The sequence below is a fragment of the Mobilicoccus caccae genome (assembly GCF_030161635.1).
Lineage (GTDB): Bacteria > Actinomycetota > Actinomycetes > Actinomycetales > Dermatophilaceae > Mobilicoccus > Mobilicoccus caccae.
The window spans coordinates 4,121,619-4,135,838 of record NZ_BSUO01000001.1; the positions used below are offsets into that span (position 1 = coordinate 4,121,619).

General features: G+C 70.9%; 12 protein-coding genes and 1 pseudogene. 4 read left to right on the forward strand and 9 right to left on the reverse strand.

Annotated elements, in window-relative coordinates; translation table 11 throughout:
- Nucleotides 1–7 precede the first annotated feature (7 nt).
- Entirely contained in the window at nt 8–904 is an 897-nt protein-coding gene (locus tag QQK49_RS20290) for an alpha/beta fold hydrolase (protein WP_284305569.1), read from the forward strand.
- Nucleotides 905–1,059: 155 nt separating this feature from the next.
- On the opposite strand, the gene QQK49_RS20295 is transcribed toward QQK49_RS20290, so the two are convergent.
- Nucleotides 1,060–1,929 (reverse strand): glycoside hydrolase family 26 protein, encoded by an 870-nt coding sequence (locus tag QQK49_RS20295; protein WP_284305570.1) that lies wholly within the window; start codon nt 1,927–1,929, stop codon nt 1,060–1,062.
- Nucleotides 1,930–2,220: 291 nt separating this feature from the next.
- Between QQK49_RS20295 and QQK49_RS23470 the strand changes: the two are divergent.
- The 3 genes and pseudogenes from QQK49_RS23470 to QQK49_RS20310 all read left to right on the forward strand — a co-directional run.
- A pseudogene (locus QQK49_RS23470) lies at nt 2,221–3,174 on the forward strand (hemolysin family protein); the annotation flags it as partial.
- 119 nt (nt 3,175–3,293) lie between these two features.
- Nucleotides 3,294–3,614: a transporter associated domain-containing protein gene (locus tag QQK49_RS20305; RefSeq protein ID WP_284305572.1), complete on the forward strand. Its 321-nt coding sequence runs from the start codon at nt 3,294–3,296 to the stop codon at nt 3,612–3,614.
- The gene (locus QQK49_RS20310; protein WP_284305573.1) at nt 3,611–4,651 is read left to right on the forward strand and encodes a hemolysin family protein; all 1,041 of its coding nucleotides are present in this window, start codon (nt 3,611–3,613) and stop codon (nt 4,649–4,651) included. Before QQK49_RS20305 ends, QQK49_RS20310 begins: the two co-directional genes overlap by 4 nt.
- On the opposite strand, the gene QQK49_RS20315 is transcribed toward QQK49_RS20310, so the two are convergent.
- The 8 genes from QQK49_RS20315 to QQK49_RS20350 form a co-directional block, all read right to left on the reverse strand.
- Complete coding sequence (locus QQK49_RS20315; RefSeq protein ID WP_284305574.1) at nt 4,546–5,886, reverse strand: AI-2E family transporter; 1,341 nt, start codon at nt 5,884–5,886, stop codon at nt 4,546–4,548. The two genes, QQK49_RS20310 and QQK49_RS20315, sit on opposite strands and share 106 nt — an antisense overlap.
- A 310-nt stretch (nt 5,887–6,196) precedes the next feature.
- Entirely contained in the window at nt 6,197–7,636 is a 1,440-nt protein-coding gene (locus tag QQK49_RS20320) for a TerC family protein (protein WP_431310559.1), read from the reverse strand.
- A 181-nt stretch (nt 7,637–7,817) separates the two neighbouring features.
- Entirely contained in the window at nt 7,818–8,165 is a 348-nt protein-coding gene (locus QQK49_RS20325) for a hypothetical protein (RefSeq protein ID WP_284305575.1), read from the reverse strand.
- A gap of 226 nt (nt 8,166–8,391) precedes the next feature.
- The gene (locus QQK49_RS20330) at nt 8,392–9,390 is read right to left on the reverse strand and encodes a hypothetical protein (protein WP_284305576.1); all 999 of its coding nucleotides are present in this window, start codon (nt 9,388–9,390) and stop codon (nt 8,392–8,394) included.
- Nucleotides 9,391–9,539: 149 nt separating this feature from the next.
- On the reverse strand, nt 9,540–10,745 hold the full coding sequence (locus tag QQK49_RS20335; protein WP_284305577.1) for a glycerate kinase: 1,206 nt from the start codon (nt 10,743–10,745) through the stop codon (nt 9,540–9,542).
- Nucleotides 10,746–10,815: 70 nt separating this feature from the next.
- Nucleotides 10,816–12,342 (reverse strand): SLC13 family permease, encoded by a 1,527-nt coding sequence (locus QQK49_RS20340; RefSeq protein WP_284305578.1) that lies wholly within the window; start codon nt 12,340–12,342, stop codon nt 10,816–10,818.
- The gene (locus QQK49_RS20345) at nt 12,335–13,852 is read right to left on the reverse strand and encodes an ATP-binding protein (protein WP_284305579.1); all 1,518 of its coding nucleotides are present in this window, start codon (nt 13,850–13,852) and stop codon (nt 12,335–12,337) included. The genes QQK49_RS20340 and QQK49_RS20345 overlap by 8 nt, the downstream gene beginning before the upstream one ends.
- Nucleotides 13,849–14,220, reverse strand: a complete 372-nt coding sequence (locus QQK49_RS20350; protein ID WP_284305580.1) for a hypothetical protein — start codon at nt 14,218–14,220, stop codon at nt 13,849–13,851. Before QQK49_RS20350 ends, QQK49_RS20345 begins: the two co-directional genes overlap by 4 nt.

Sequence of the window (14,220 nt, forward strand, 5' to 3'; positions counted from 1 at the left end):
AACGGGGATGACGTATTCCACCTTCGACGTTCCCGTCCCCGGCGGACCGATGCGCGTGGGCCGCTGGTCCGGCCCCGAGGCCACCACCACGGTGGTGGCCGTCCACGGCATCACCGCCCACCATCTGGCCTGGGCCCTCGTCGCGCAGGAGCTGCCCGAGGTGGACCTCGTCGCTCCCGACCTGCGGGGCCGTGGCCGCTCGCGCGATCTGCCTCCCGAGGTGGGCATGGCCGCGCACGCCGACGACGTCGCCGCCGTGATCCGCGAGGTCGGCGGCCCGGTGGTCGTCGTCGGTCACTCGATGGGCGGGTTCGTGGCGGCGGTGCTCGCCCACCGGCATCCCGACCTGGTCTCGGGTGTCGTGCTCGTCGACGGCGGATTCCCGTTCGCATCCGGGGATGCCGAGACCACCCAGGCCGGGCTCGAGCTCATCAAGAACAGGCTGCGGGCGCGCTTCCCCTCGGTCGAGGACTACGTGGAGCTGTTCCGGGCCCACCCCGCCTTCGTCGACGACTGGTCCGACGCCGTCGAGGGCTACGTCCGCTACGACGCGATCGGTGAGACGCCGGAGCACCACAGCAGTGCCGTCCTGGACGCGGTCGTCGCCGATCAGCGCGACATCGCCGCCAGTGACGCGCTCACCGACGCCCTGGCCGCGTTGGCCGAGTCGGAGGCGTCGGGTGGCAGCGACGGCGCCCCCGTCCGGACGATGTTCCTGCGCGCCCCGCGGGGTTTCGTCGACGACCCGCCCGGGCTCTACTCACCCGAGGCGACCACCGAGCTGCGTTCGCAGTACCCGGCCGTGGAGTTCCGTGAGATCGAGGGCGTCAACCACTACACGATCACCCTCGGACGCCGCGGCGCTCGCGCCGTCGCCACGGCGGTGCGGGACATGATCGGGTGACCTGCCGCGGCGTGGCCGGCCGGCTGCACGACCTCGGGCCGCCTCCCAACGGAGACGGTCCGAGGAACGGGCGGTGCGCTCATCGGGCACCCCCGCGGTCACGTCCCGGGGGCTCTGCGTGGCCGTGGTGCTGGTACGACGTCGTGGCTTGTGGATCAGCCCGTCGTCGCCGGAGCGCTTGCCGGTGGGCGCACGACCCACTGCTGCATCTCCTCGAGGTAGGCGTCCTTGGCCTTGGGGTTCTGGGTGAGCGAGCAGCGACAGTAGTCCTCGCGCTCGTCGAAGTAGGTGTCGAACGTCATGATGTCGGAGTTGGCGTTCATCCAGCGCATGACGCGTTCGATGAACTGCGGGTTGTCGCCGCCGGACTCGTTCGAGCCGGGGATGACGCCCCATTCGGGAACGGCGAACTCCTTGTTGCGTGAGCGGGCGAAGTTGCCCCAGAAGTCCCACCCGCCGGGCTGGGTCAGGTGGCGCTGCCAGCGACGTTCGTCGTCGTACGGCGGACTCCAGTCGTAGGCGTCGATGCCGATGATGTCGACCACGTCGTCGCCGGGGTAGGCCTTGGTGGCGTCCTCGAGCGAGTTGCCCTTGCCCTCGTTCGGGTTGAAGACGATGCGGAGCTGGGGCCCGCCCTTCTTCAACGACGTCGACGCGTTCCGGAACGCCTTCTTCCACTCCTCGACGTTGTCGTCGGTGGCGCGCCAGTTCCAGTTGACGATGTTCATCTCCCAGCCCGGACGCACGTAGGCGGTGGGGTACTTCTCGGCGATGAGCCGGCCCATCCGCTCCCACTGGTCGTTGTCCTGGCCGCTCGCGGCACGCTCCAACGACCCGTCGTCGGGGAAGAGGGGCAGCGCCACGTTGAGGGTGCCGGAGAACCCACTCGGGATGGCCATGTCGCTCAGCCACCACTCGTTGAACAACGTCTTCCACGAATCGCGGGTCGGTGAGACGCCGATGACGTCGAGCGGACGACCGCGGAGTTGTTCGAACTCGGTGGCCAGTTCGGCCTGGTTGTGCACGACCCCGCTGTCCCACTTCAGGCCACTGCGGACGCCGATCTCGGGCGCGTTCGGTGCGCGGGTGTGCGGTGCGACGGTGGTGGTCGAGGGCTGCTCGGGCGGCGGTTCGCCCTCCTGCGTGCAGCCCGCCAGGAGCAGCGCGACGGCGGCTCCGACCGCGACGGCCCCCGGACGCGGCGGTTGATCATCGATGTTCCTCCCCAGCTGGATCTCCGGGCCATCCTAGACGAGCAGGACGGGTGCCTTGACCGGCGTGCGGGCGCCGACGTCGTGGTTCCGTACCCTGGGCCCATGACTTCGGCCTGGATCTTGACCGGCTGCGTCGTCCTCCTCATCGCTCTCAACGCCCTCTTCGTCGCGGTCGAGTTCTCGTATCTCACCGTCGACAAGGGGGCGGTGGAGCGTGAGGCCGACGCCGGTGACGCGCGCTCGACACGGGTGATGGGACACCTCCGGTCCCTGTCGAGCCAGCTCTCCGGAGCGCAACTCGGCATCACCGTGACGAGCCTGGTGGTCGGCTTCATCGCCGAACCCTCGATCGCCACGCTGCTCGGTGCCGCCTTCGGCGCCTTCGACTACACGGGCCCCGCCGCCACCGGCCTCGCGTTCGGTGCGGCGTTCGTCATCGCCACGTTCAGCCAGATGGTGTTCGGCGAGCTCGTCCCCAAGAACTGGGGCATCGCCGAGCCGATGCGCGTGGCCAAGCTCGTCGTCTGGCCGCACACGGTGTTCATGACCGTCTTCGGGTGGGCCGTCAAGCTCTTCAACGACGGCGCCAACCGCGTCGTGCGCATGCTCGGGTTCGAACCCACCGAGGAACTCGCGCAGGCACGCACGGCCGAGGAGTTGCAGTCGGTCGCGCGCCGCTCGGGGCAGGAGGGGACCCTGGACGAGGCGACCGCGGAACTCCTCGCCCGCTCCATCGAGTTCGGTCGCCTCACGGCCGGCGAGGTGATGAAGCCCCGCCCGCAGGTGGAGTTCCTGCACGCCGAGGAGCCGGTGCAGGCCGTCCTCGACGCCGCGATCCGCACGGGGCACTCGCGGTTTCCGGTGATGGGCGAGCACGTCGACGACATCGCGGGCCTGGTCCACGTCAAGCAGGCCGTCGGCGTCCCTCTGGGCGACCGCGGACAACTGACGGTCTCGGACATCCTCGTCGACGCACCGGTCGTGCCGGAGTCGATGACCCTCGACCCGCTGCTGCGCCGCCTGCGCGAACCCGGGTTGCAGCTCGCCGTCGTCGTCGACGAGTACGGAGGCACCGCCGGGATCGTGTCGCTGGAGGACCTCGTCGAGGAGATCGTCGGCGAGATCGACGACGAGCACGACCGCGGCCCGCTGATGTACCGCCGGGCGGGACGGGCGTGGATCGTGTCCGGCCTGCTGCGCCCCGACGAACTGGGTCAGTTGCTGCAGCTCGACCTGCCCGAGGGGAGGAGTCGGACACCCTGGGCGGGCTCGTCACCGAGATGCTCGACCGGCTGCCCGACGCCGGTGACCACGTCGTGCTGGACGCGATGGACGAGGTCAACCGCGACGGCAACGACCTGCCCACCCCCGCGTTCGTCGACGTCACCGTCATGCGCCTGGACGGGCACCGCGTGGCCTCGCTGCGCATCACCGTGCGCCGGCCGCACGCCAGCGTCGCCACCTCCGTCGCGGCTCTCGGAAGGGAGGAGGCGTGAACGACCTCACCTCGTTGCTCATCCTCGTCGTGCTGCTCGCCCTCAACGCGTTCTTCGTCGGGGCCGAGTTCGCGCTCGTCTCGGCCCGCCGGTCGCAGATCGAACCCCGCGCCGCCGGCGGATCCTGGCCGGCCCGCGCCACGCTGCGGGGGATGGAGAACGTCTCCCTGTCCATGGCGTGCTGCCAGCTCGGCATCACGATGTGTTCGCTGGGGATCGGTGCCGTCGGCGAGCCCGCGGTGGCGCATCTGCTCGAGGTCCCGTTCGAGGCGATGGGGGTGCCGTCGGCGTTCGTGCACCCGGTGGCGCTGGTCATCGCGCTGATCATCGTCGTGTACCTGCACATGGTGCTCGGCGAGATGGTGCCCAAGAACATCACCCTGGCCGGCCCCGACCGCGCCGCGCTCATCCTCGGGCCACCGCTCTACCTCGTCACCATCGTGTCCCGGCCCGTCATCTGGCTCATGAACGCGACCGCCAACCTCGTGCTGCGCGCCGCCCGCATCGAGCCCAAGGACGAGGTCGCCTCCGCGTTCACCAACGAGGAGCTGCGTCACTTCGTCGCCGAGTCCGGTCGCGAGGGACACCTGGACGAGGACGAACTCTCCCTGCTGCAGGGGGCGCTGGAGTTCGAGACGCTCACCGCGCGTGACGTCACGATCCCCACCGCCGACCTCGTCACCGTTCCCCCCGACGTGACGATCGCCGAGGTGGAGGAGCTCGCGAGCCGCACGGGGTTCTCGCGGTTCCCCGTCCTGGAGGACGGTGAGCTGCGCGGGTACGTGCACCTCAAGGACCTGTTGGCCATCGACGTCGACATGCGTGACGAGCCGCTGCCGGCCGATCGCGTCCACCCGCTCGGATGGGTGCAGGCCGACGACCGGCTGCGTCAGGTCATCTCGGTGATGCAGGAGCACAGCCTGCACCTGGCTCAGGTCGAGGGGGTCTCCGGTGGCGGCGTCGTGGCGCTGGAGGACGTGCTGGAGTCGCTCGTCGGCGAGGTCCGTGACGCCACGCGGGTGCCCGGCACGCGTTGATTCTCCGGTGAGCTCGCGATGAGGTAGGACACCCATCCGGCCTGCCGGTCCCCGTCGATGAGGATCGCCTTGACCAGCAGGGTGGCGGGCAGGGCGAGCAGGGCGCCGAGGGGCCCGAGGACCCAGGTCCAGAAGAGCAGCGAGACGATCGAGACCGTCGGAGTCACCCCCACGGCGTCACCGGCCACCTTGGGTTGGATGAGGGACTGGATGACGAAGTTGAGCACGCAGTAGGCCACGATCACGGCGACCGCCGTCTTCGGCCCCTTCTCCAACAGGCCGAGGAGGGCAGGCGGGATGAGGCCGATGACGAACCCGATGTTGGGGATGTAGTTGGTGAGGAACGAGAACACGCCCCACACCAGCGCCAGGGGGACGCCGAGGTACATCAGCACCCACGTGTCGAGGACCGCGACGATGAGCCCGAAGACCGTGGTGACGATCCAGTAGCGACGCACACCCCGGGCGAAGTCGCGCAGCACGGCGGACACGTGCGGGTTGCTCTGCCTGATGAGGTCGAAGCGGCGGCCGACGCCGATCGTGTCCATGGTGAGGAAGAACAGCACCGTGACGAGGACCAGCAGCAGCGACAGGACACCGGTGAGGTTGGACAGGACCCCCTGGAGCAGGGTGAGGCCCTGCTGCGCGAAGTTCTGCCACTGGGTGGAGACGGTGTCCTGGATGGAGTCGACGAGTGCCTGTTCGGTGATGCCGCGCGTCTCGAGCATGGCGAGCATGTCGAGGTAGAGCCGCTCCACCTTGGGGATGTACCGCGGCATCTCCAGGACCAACGCGGCGATCGACCACCCCAGCAGGGCGAAGAACCCGATGAGCACCGCGATGACCACGAGGCCCGTGAACACCGCGGCGAGAGGCCCCGGCAGCCCCCGGCGCCGCAACCATCCGTGCATCGGATAGCTGGCGATGACGAGGTTGAGCGCGAGGAAGATCGGTGCCGCCACCTCGGACGCGGCGCGCACCCCCGCCATCCCGACGACGAACGCGGCGAGTCCGACCGAGACGGTGAGGAAGTGGGGCCAGCGGGTACGGACCAGCGGTTCGGCCGGAAGCTGCGGTGGCAGCTGCGGCACCTCCCGCGGGGAGGGTGGGACGACGGGACCCTCGGGGATGCGTCGTCGGACGTTGTCCAGCAGAGCCGATGGGTCGGGCATCCGCAGGCGCGCGACGCGGCGGCGCACAGATGCGGGAACGGACGGTCGGCGGGCGAACGGCACGTGTCCACGATAGGGCCCGACGCCGGGAGCAGGCACACGATCCGATCCGGACAGGGTGCATCACCGTTCCGGATCGCCGCGCCGGGAGCGCTGAGGAGAAAAAGGTCACCGAACGGTATCGAACGGGCGAACTCGGGAGTTCGGTGTAACGGCGGCTCGATACCGAACGATCACACGTGTGAACACCCGGGGTGGAGAGCCGCACCGACGACCGGCCAGGGCCGGAAGAGAGGTCGGTGCGAGGCGCGTAGAAGCGCGAGCGGCCCGGCGTCCGAGTGGACGCCGGGCCGATCCGTTTGTTCCCCCGCGGTCAGCGGCGGGTGCCACTGTCAGGGTCGGTCGCGGGCGGACCCGCGTCGTCGGGTCGGATGTCACCGCTCTCCCGCTCACTGGGCTGCGAGGTCGGCGCGCGGTCCTCGGCTTCGGCCTTGCGCATCTCCTCATCGCTCGGACGCGGGATGTCGCCCGGTTGCGCTCCAGCCTCGGCGAGGTCGCGGTCGATCTCGTGCTTGTGCTCGGCGATCCGCCGCTCCGCCTGCGCGCGCAGCTGGGGGTTCTCCGCGAGGTACCCGTCGTGCTGACGGTGCGCCTCCTGGAGCTTGCGGTGCAGGCCCACCTCGTCGCGCACCAGGGGACGGAACTTGGGTTCCACCTTGGCGAGCTGCGCCTCCTCGGTGAGGAGTCGGAGGTAGTTGCGCTCGCGCTCGGCCGGGTCGGCTTCGTAGCCGAGGTCGAGGTACTGGTCGACGTGGCGGCGGGTGTTGTTGATGAGCGTCTGCGCCTTGCCCTTGCGGGAGAACAGCGAGGCCAGGACCGTGACGACGAGGACGCCGACGATGACGGTGAGCGAGATGTTCGTCTCGATCTCGATGACGGGCACCGGCTCGCCGTCGTTGATGAACGGCAGGTTGTTCTCGTGCAGGGCGTGCAGGATGAGCTTGACGCCGATGAACGCGAGGATCGCCGACAGGCCGTAGGACAGGTAGATGAGGCGGTCGAGCAGGCCGTCGATGAGGAAGTACAACTGGCGCAGACCCATGAGCGAGAACGCCGTGGCGGTGAACACGATGAACACGTTCTGGGTGAGGCCGAAGATCGCGGGGATCGAGTCCAGCGCGAAGAGGATGTCCGTGCCGCCGATGGCGATCATCACGAGCAGCATCGGCGTCATGACGCGCTTGCCGTTCTCGTGGGTGAACAGCTTGTCGCCGTCGTAGTCCTCGCTCGTGTGGAAGAACCTGCGGGCCAGGCGGATGACGAAGTTGTCGGCGCCGTGGTCGTCCTCGTCGCTGCTCTCCTCCTTGAGGAGGTTGCCGGCGGTGTAGATGAGGATGAGGCCGAACAGGTAGAAGATCCAGGCGAACTGGTTGATGAGCGCCGCGCCGAGGAAGATGAAGCCCGTGCGGGCGAACAGCGCGAAGACGATGCCGAAGAGCAGCACCTTCTGCTGGTAGGCGCGCGGCACCCGGAAGCTGCTCATGATGATGAGGAACACGAACAGGTTGTCGACCGAGAGGGCCTTCTCGGTGATGTACCCGGCGAAGTACTCGGTACCCATCGTCGATCCGCCGAACAGCCACACGCCGACGCCGAAGACCAGGGCGATCCCCACGTAGAAGGCGGACCAGACCGCCGCCTCGCGCAGGGTGGGCACGTGCGCCTTGCGCACGTGGAAGATGTAGTCGAAGAGCAACAGACCTGCGATGGCGACGATCGTCGCGATCCAGACGGTGGTGGACACCTCGGTCATCGTGAAGTGGAGCTCCTGTCAGGGGGTCGGCCACGCCGGGGAGAATCACCGGCCCGGGCGGCGTCGTCGGTGATCGCCTGGGTATGACGCTTGAGGGGGTCAGGGTGTTCCCAGCAGGCGCCGCCACGAGGTGTCGCCACGTGACCCGCCAATGCTGCCACGGCGTGAGGTGATCGACCTCTCAGGGCAGCGTTGCGAACTCCACGATCTCGACCAGCCCGGCCGCGGGGGTGCGCGCGATGCGGGCGGCGACCTCCTCGCGCACGCTCGCGTCGTTCACGAGGACGACGGCGCGGGCCTTCGGCCGCTCGCTGCGCAGCAACGCCAGCGTGAACACGTCCTGGACGACGAGGACCAGGTCGAGGTGCCGCAGCGGACCCGCGCCGGCGTGGGCGGCGACGAAGAGGGACTCCTCGGCGCTCGCCCCGTCGACGAGCACGCGGGCGCCGCTGGCGAGGGCCACCGAGGCCGGACGCAGGGGGATGCCGACGTGGTCGGCGAACCGTCGCACCATGTCGTCCGCGGCCATCCGCCGTGCGGACCGCCGAAGGCCGCGCCCCCCGTGTGCGGTGGGAAGGGGTCGGCGGGTCGCGGTGGGGCTGGGCACGGAGGGTCCTTTCGGGGACGCGAGGAGAGGCAGGATGCTCCTCGCCCCATCGGCCGCGCGCCGGTGGATCGGAGTCTCCGGCGCGGATCCGTCCCGCGTCGTGAGGATCCGGGCGGTCGTGTCGGCGGCGGTGGGTCGCCTCGGCCGGTCAGTCGGAGACGGCGAACCGTGCCGAGCGGCCGGCGCGGTCGAAGCGGCGGAACCCGCGGGGGAGCAGGGCGGCGGTGCGCAGGGCGAGGTCGCCGGCGATGTGCAGGACGGCCGCTTCCTCGTCGTTGTCGGCCACGGTGAGCCGCTGGAGGTCGTGGGCGAGTTCGGGCAGCATCGCGGCGGCGTAGCGGTGGATCACGGGGCTGAGGTCGGCGGCCACGCGCAGGGTGGCGAGGTCGTCGGTGAAGGCGGCCAGGTCGTGGCGGGCGACGTGGGTGCCGAGGAAGCGGACCGGCCCGGCGGGGGCGGGGTCGAGCAGCACGGCGCCGCAGGAGGAGGGGCTCCACCCGGTCGGTACGCGGTCGGAGAGCAGCAGGACGGCCTGGGCCACGGCGGCCCCGGCCGAGAGGCCGACGACCGTCCGCAGTGATTCGGCGACGGCGCGGGTGGTCGACGGCCCGATCTCGACGGGCGGGAGCGCGTGCCGGGCGATGTCCAGCCGTCGCGCCAGTCGGCGGACGTCGGAGATGTTGTGGCCGATGCCGGCGGCGGCCTCGCCGATGAGGTCGACGGGCGTCCGTGACCAGCTCAGGTCGGGTGCCGGTGCCGCCTGGGTGGAGGCGAGCACGTCGAGCAGGACGAGTCGGCGGCGTTCGCTGGGCAGGAGTGCGCCGGTGTCGCGGATGCGTCGGCGCAGCGTGGCCATCTGCGCCACGACGCTCACCCGTGCCGTGATTCCGGTCGCCCCGTCGGCGGCCCGATCGGTGGGGTCGGTGGTCGCCCACGGGCGCAGGTCGAGCCGGTCGAGCTTGTCGGCGATGGCGCTCGCGGGGGCGAGGCACGCGTCGCGGACCATCACGTGGGTGCGGACGGCCGCGGCCAGATCGAGCTCTCGCTCGTCGAACGTCGCGGGTCCGGCGGGGCCCACCGGTCCGGTGACGCGACGGATGTCCGTGCCGTCGTGCCCGTCGATCGCCATGGCAGAACCCTTCGACATGCTGCACGGCTCAGGGGGCGCCGCGCTCATGTCCATAGTCGACCCGGAGGGCTTCGTCCTGAGTCCGCGTTTGGTCAAGAACGTTGCAGGACGACGAAAATTGTCCGGGTGCCGGGTCCGTGGGCCGGGGTTTCGGCGCCGCGGACGGGTCAGTCCGCGTCGAACGTCGCACCGATCACGAGGAGGCGGGTGGCGCGTTCCGCGGCGTCGGCGACGAGGGTCTGGGCCTCGGCGACGGCCTGGGCGAGGTCCATGGGGATGGTGATGATGTTGAGGATGGCGCCGATCCCGATGTCGTGGACGTCGGTGGCGCCCTCGCCGATGGAGCCCGCGAGGGCGAGGCAGGGTTTGCCCTTGGCCTCGGCGCGGCGGGCGACCTCGGCGGGCACCTTGCCGCGGGGGGTCTGGAAGTCGACGGCACCCTCGGCGGTGATGACGATGTCGGCGCGTTCGATCGCGGCGTCGAGGTCGATGCCGGAGAGTTCGCCGTCGAGCAGCACCTCGAACCGTTCGCGCAGGTGCGCCCCGCACACGGCCGCGAGGGCGGCGCCGAGGCCACCGGAGGCGCCGGTGCCCGGGCCGGTCGCCACGTCGAGGTGCAGCTCCTCGAGGGTGTCGGCGCAGGTGGTGCTCAGCAGTTCGGCCCACCGCGTGAGCGCCCGGTCGAGGGTCTCGACCTGCTCGGGGCTCGCGCCCTTCTGCGGCCCGAACACCCGGGCCACGCCGCGCTCGCCGGTGAGGACGTTGTGGATGTTGCACGCCACCTGGATGTCGACCTGACGCACCCGCGGGTCGAGGCCCGTCAGGTCGAGACGCACCGCGCCCGCCAGGGCCGCGCCGCCCTCGGCGATCTCGGTGCCGTCGACGTCGAGGATCCGGGCGCCCAGGGCGCGCACGAACCCGGCGCCGCCGTCGCTCGTGCCGGAGTCTCCGCAGCCCACGATGATGCGCGTGGCCCCCGCGTCGAGGGCGGCGAGGACGAGTTCGCCGACACCGCGCGTGCTGGTGGCGGTCGGGTCGCGCAGATCGGCGGGCACCAGACGCAGGCCGGCCGCGGCGGCCATCTCGACGACCGCGGTGCCTTCGAGGTCGCCGCCGAGGAGGGCGAAGTGCGAGTCGACCGGGTCGCCGACGGGCCCGGACACCTGGTGGTGCACCAGACGACCGCCGGTCGACCGTGCCAGCGCCTCCGCGGTGCCCTCCCCGCCGTCGACCATGGGGATGCGCTCGGTGATCGCCCCGGGCAGGGCGCGACGGATGCCGCGACCGATGGCCTCGGCGACCTCGGTGGAATCGAGGGACTCCTTGAAGCCGCTCGGCGCGATGAGGAAGCGGTGGGGGACGACGGCGGGCATGTGAACCTCCGGGGGACGCTGGGAGAGCGGGTGAGTGCGGGTGGTGGCAGGTCGCGCGCGGCGCGGCCGATCAATGGGGCAGGCCGAGGAAGGGCCAGACGAAGTAGCTGAAGAGCAGGACGAGGACGGCCGTCACCGGCGCGAGGACCACGCTGAGTCGGCGCAGGTCGGAGGGCTCGTAGGTGGGCACCTCGGCGATGGAGGAGAACATCATCACGGGCTTGGCCGAGGCGGGCAGCGTGTGACAGAACCCGGCCGCCGCGGTGGAGGCGAAGGCCGCCGCGTCGGGGGCGACGCCCATCGTGGGCGCGAGGGCGACGACGATCGGCACGAGGACCGCCGACCGTGCCGACCGCGACTGGATGACGAGGTGGGCCATCGTCGAGACGAGGACGACGACGATCATGAACGGCAGCGAGCTCGTGATCCCCAATCCCGCGAAGAGGCTGGCCGCCATCCACTCCGCGGCGCCTGAGGTCATCAGGGCGTCACCGAGGGCGAGGGTGGCCGCCATGAACAGCAGCAACGACCAGGGCACCTTCTTGAGGGTGTCCTTGAGGCGGGCGGAGCCGTAGCGCGGGGACGTGGTGACCAGCGCACCCATGAGCGCGACGATCGCGGGGTCGATGCCGTGCAGGGTCGCGGTGCACCAGAGCACGACGACCGTGGAGATGATGATGGCCGCTCGGGTCTCGTAGATGCTCAGCGGCCCGGTGACGGGCGTGGGTGAGGCCGCGGCGAGGGCGTCGATCGTCAGGGCGACCGGGCGGCGGCGTTCCTCGCGGGAGAGGAACCCGAACAGCACGAGTTCGGCGGCCAGGTGGCTGCTGACCAGCGCGAGCGGGAGTCCGAGCAGCAGCCATTCGGCGAAGTCGAAGCCGGTTCCGGTGGCGGTCTGCACGACCCGGCTGGTGACCAGGTGCGCGCCGGCACCCAGCAGCGACCCGACGGCGGAGAGCAGGATGACGGTGGGGAAGAGCAACGCCAGGGCGCGCACGAGTCGCTCGTGCTGCTTGCCCTGGGACATCAGGGCCGTGCCGATGGCGATGAACACCGGCAGGGAGAGCGCGGCACGGCCAGAGGTGGCGGGGACGGCGAACGTCGTCACCACGAGGGCGGCGGTGATGAGGTGGACCAGTCCGCGTACGCCCGTGGCGCCGGTGACGAGCCAGCAGGCGGCGCGGTCGGCGAGCCCCGAGGACGTCACCCCCGCCGAGATGACGAAGGCGGCCACGAGCAGCCAGATCGTGTCGTCGCCCAACGCCGAGAACAGCCGGTCGCTGTCGAGGACCCCGGAGAGCACGACGATCGTCCCCGCGAGCAGCGCCACGAACGTGTCGTCCAACGGCGTGAAGGCCCACGCCCACACGGCGGCGATGAACGTGACCAGCGTGATGGCGCCCGCGCGGGACAGGTCGAGGGTCGTGCCGTCGGCGGCGATCGTGCGCCCCTCGGAGGTGACCACCAGGACGATGAGCGCGATGGCGAGCAGGCCCGACCACAGCCGCGGCGAGGCGAGCCATCCGCGACCGATCCCCGTGGACGGCGGGAGCTCCGGGGCCGGCGCCGGCGTGCGGTAGGAGGTCAGATCAGCCATCGCGGTTCACCGCCGACGTCGTGTCGGTGCTTGTCGTCGCCGTCGCGGTTCTCGGGATGGTGAGTCCGAACGTCGCACCCCGGCCCGGCTCGCTCTCCACGAATGCGGTGCCGCCGTGGGCCTCGGCGATGGCCCGCACGACGGCCAGGCCCAGACCACTGCCTGCCGCGTCGCCGGGCTCGCCGTCGGTAGCGGCGGCGTCGTCCGCCTCCGTGGCCCGCCGGTTCTCTGCTGAGTCGGTCTCTGCGGAGAACCGCGAGAACACCGTCTCGGCGACCTCCTGGGTGATTCCGGGCCCACGGTCGCGCACGGCGAGCTCCACGCCGGTGTCGTCGTCCACCGACCGGATCCACCAGTCGATCGGGCTGTCGGGTGGGCTGTGCTGAGCGGCGTTCTCGGCGAGTTGCTCTGCGGCCGTGACGATCTTGTCGACGTCGGCCCGTAGCGAGGTGTCGCTCACCTCGAGCAGTCGCCAGTCGCGGTCGGCGACCTGGTGCAGGCGTGCGGAGACGGCGTCGGCGAGAGCGCTCGTCGTCGTGTCCGTGGCGGCGACGAACCCGGCTCGGCGTGCCGAGGTGAGGACGTCGAGGTCGTCCAGGGTGCGCTCCATCGACACGAGGTCGGCCTCGATGGCGTCCAGGCGTGGATCGCCGGTCGTGTCGGCGAGGCGGCGGCGGGCGCGCCGGATCGGGTCGCGCAGCTCGTGCCCGGCGGTGTCGACGAACCGTCGTTCGGTGGTCAGGCTGTGGTGCAGACGGTCCAGCAGCGTGTTGACCGTGAGGCCCAGCGCGGCGATGTCGTCGCGGCCGTGCACCGGAAGCCGCTGGTCGAGGTCGTGGGCGCTGATCGCCTCCGCCGTCCGGCGCATCGTGCGGACCGGTTTGAGGATCTGGCCGGCGACCAGCCAACTCACCAGGGTGGTGAGCAGGAGGACTCCGAAGCAGACACCGATGAGCAGCCGGACGATCCGCTCGACCTCCTCCTCGGCCTCGGAGACGAAGAACGCCACGACGAAGCGCCCTGCGGGCCGGTCGGACTGGTCTCGCAGTTCGACCTTGCCCCAACGCATCTCACCGACGTCGGTGGTCATGATGCCGGACTCGCTGCGGGCGATCTCGGCCATGGCGACCGCGTCGCTCGGCAGATCGAGCGCCTGGGCGTCGCGCGTGCCGGGGCCGTAGAGCTCACGCACGCGCCCGTCGGCGAAGTGGCCGAAGAAGTACTCACCCGTCTCCGGACGCTGGCGGTTGAGGAAGACCTCGACGATGCGCTCGCCGGAGGTGAACGGCCGGGCCGTCTCGGGATCGAGGCCGTCCGAGGCGAGATCGCGGAACTCGGCCAGCTCCTGCGTGACCTCCTCGTTGGCGCGGCGGGCCACGTCGGCGCGCAACGTGGAATCGACGGTGACGACGATCGCGAGCTGGCCGAGGAAGATCGTGGCCAGCAGCCAACCGACGATGCGCCAGCGTGCCGAGACGCGTGATCCGGTGGGGCGGGGGTCCTTGCTCATTCCTCGTCCTCGGTCGTCGTGGTGGCGGTGCCGGGCGTGCTCGCTCCCGAACTCCGTGCCGAGTTCTGTGAGTTCTGTGCTGTGCCGGGGCTGCCGCCGACGACGGCGTCGTCGCCGGGTTCGGCCGGTGGGGGCGGCGGCCCGACGGTTCGCGTGATCTGGGTGGGGACGACAGGCTCGGCGGGGGTGTCGCCCTCCGGCGGCGGCGCCGCGTCGGACGGCGGGTCGGACACGCCGTCGAGCGTGACGACGGGCTCCCGGATCAGGGGTGCGTCGGGTCGCGCCGCGAGCTGTTCGCTGGCGAGGGCGAGCAGCACCGGGACGGCGAGCAGCCCGAGGAGGGCGAGGAGTCGAGTCGAAAGACGCAC

What these genes read in the sequence shown, in the direction of transcription:
- QQK49_RS20330 (WP_284305576.1), bottom strand. Translation starts at nt 9,390, where the DNA reads ATGTCGAAGGGTTCTGCCATGGCGATCGACGGGCACGACGGCACGGAC.
- QQK49_RS20320 (WP_431310559.1), bottom strand. Translation starts at nt 7,636, where the DNA reads ATGACCGAGGTGTCCACCACCGTCTGGATCGCGACGATCGTCGCCATC.
- QQK49_RS20290 (WP_284305569.1), top strand. Translation starts at nt 8, where the DNA reads ATGACGTATTCCACCTTCGACGTTCCCGTCCCCGGCGGACCGATGCGC.
- QQK49_RS20335 (WP_284305577.1), bottom strand. Translation starts at nt 10,745, where the DNA reads ATGCCCGCCGTCGTCCCCCACCGCTTCCTCATCGCGCCGAGCGGCTTC.
- QQK49_RS20340 (WP_284305578.1), bottom strand. Translation starts at nt 12,342, where the DNA reads ATGGCTGATCTGACCTCCTACCGCACGCCGGCGCCGGCCCCGGAGCTC.
- QQK49_RS20325 (WP_284305575.1), bottom strand. Translation starts at nt 8,165, where the DNA reads ATGGCCGCGGACGACATGGTGCGACGGTTCGCCGACCACGTCGGCATC.
- QQK49_RS20345 (WP_284305579.1), bottom strand. Translation starts at nt 13,852, where the DNA reads ATGAGCAAGGACCCCCGCCCCACCGGATCACGCGTCTCGGCACGCTGG.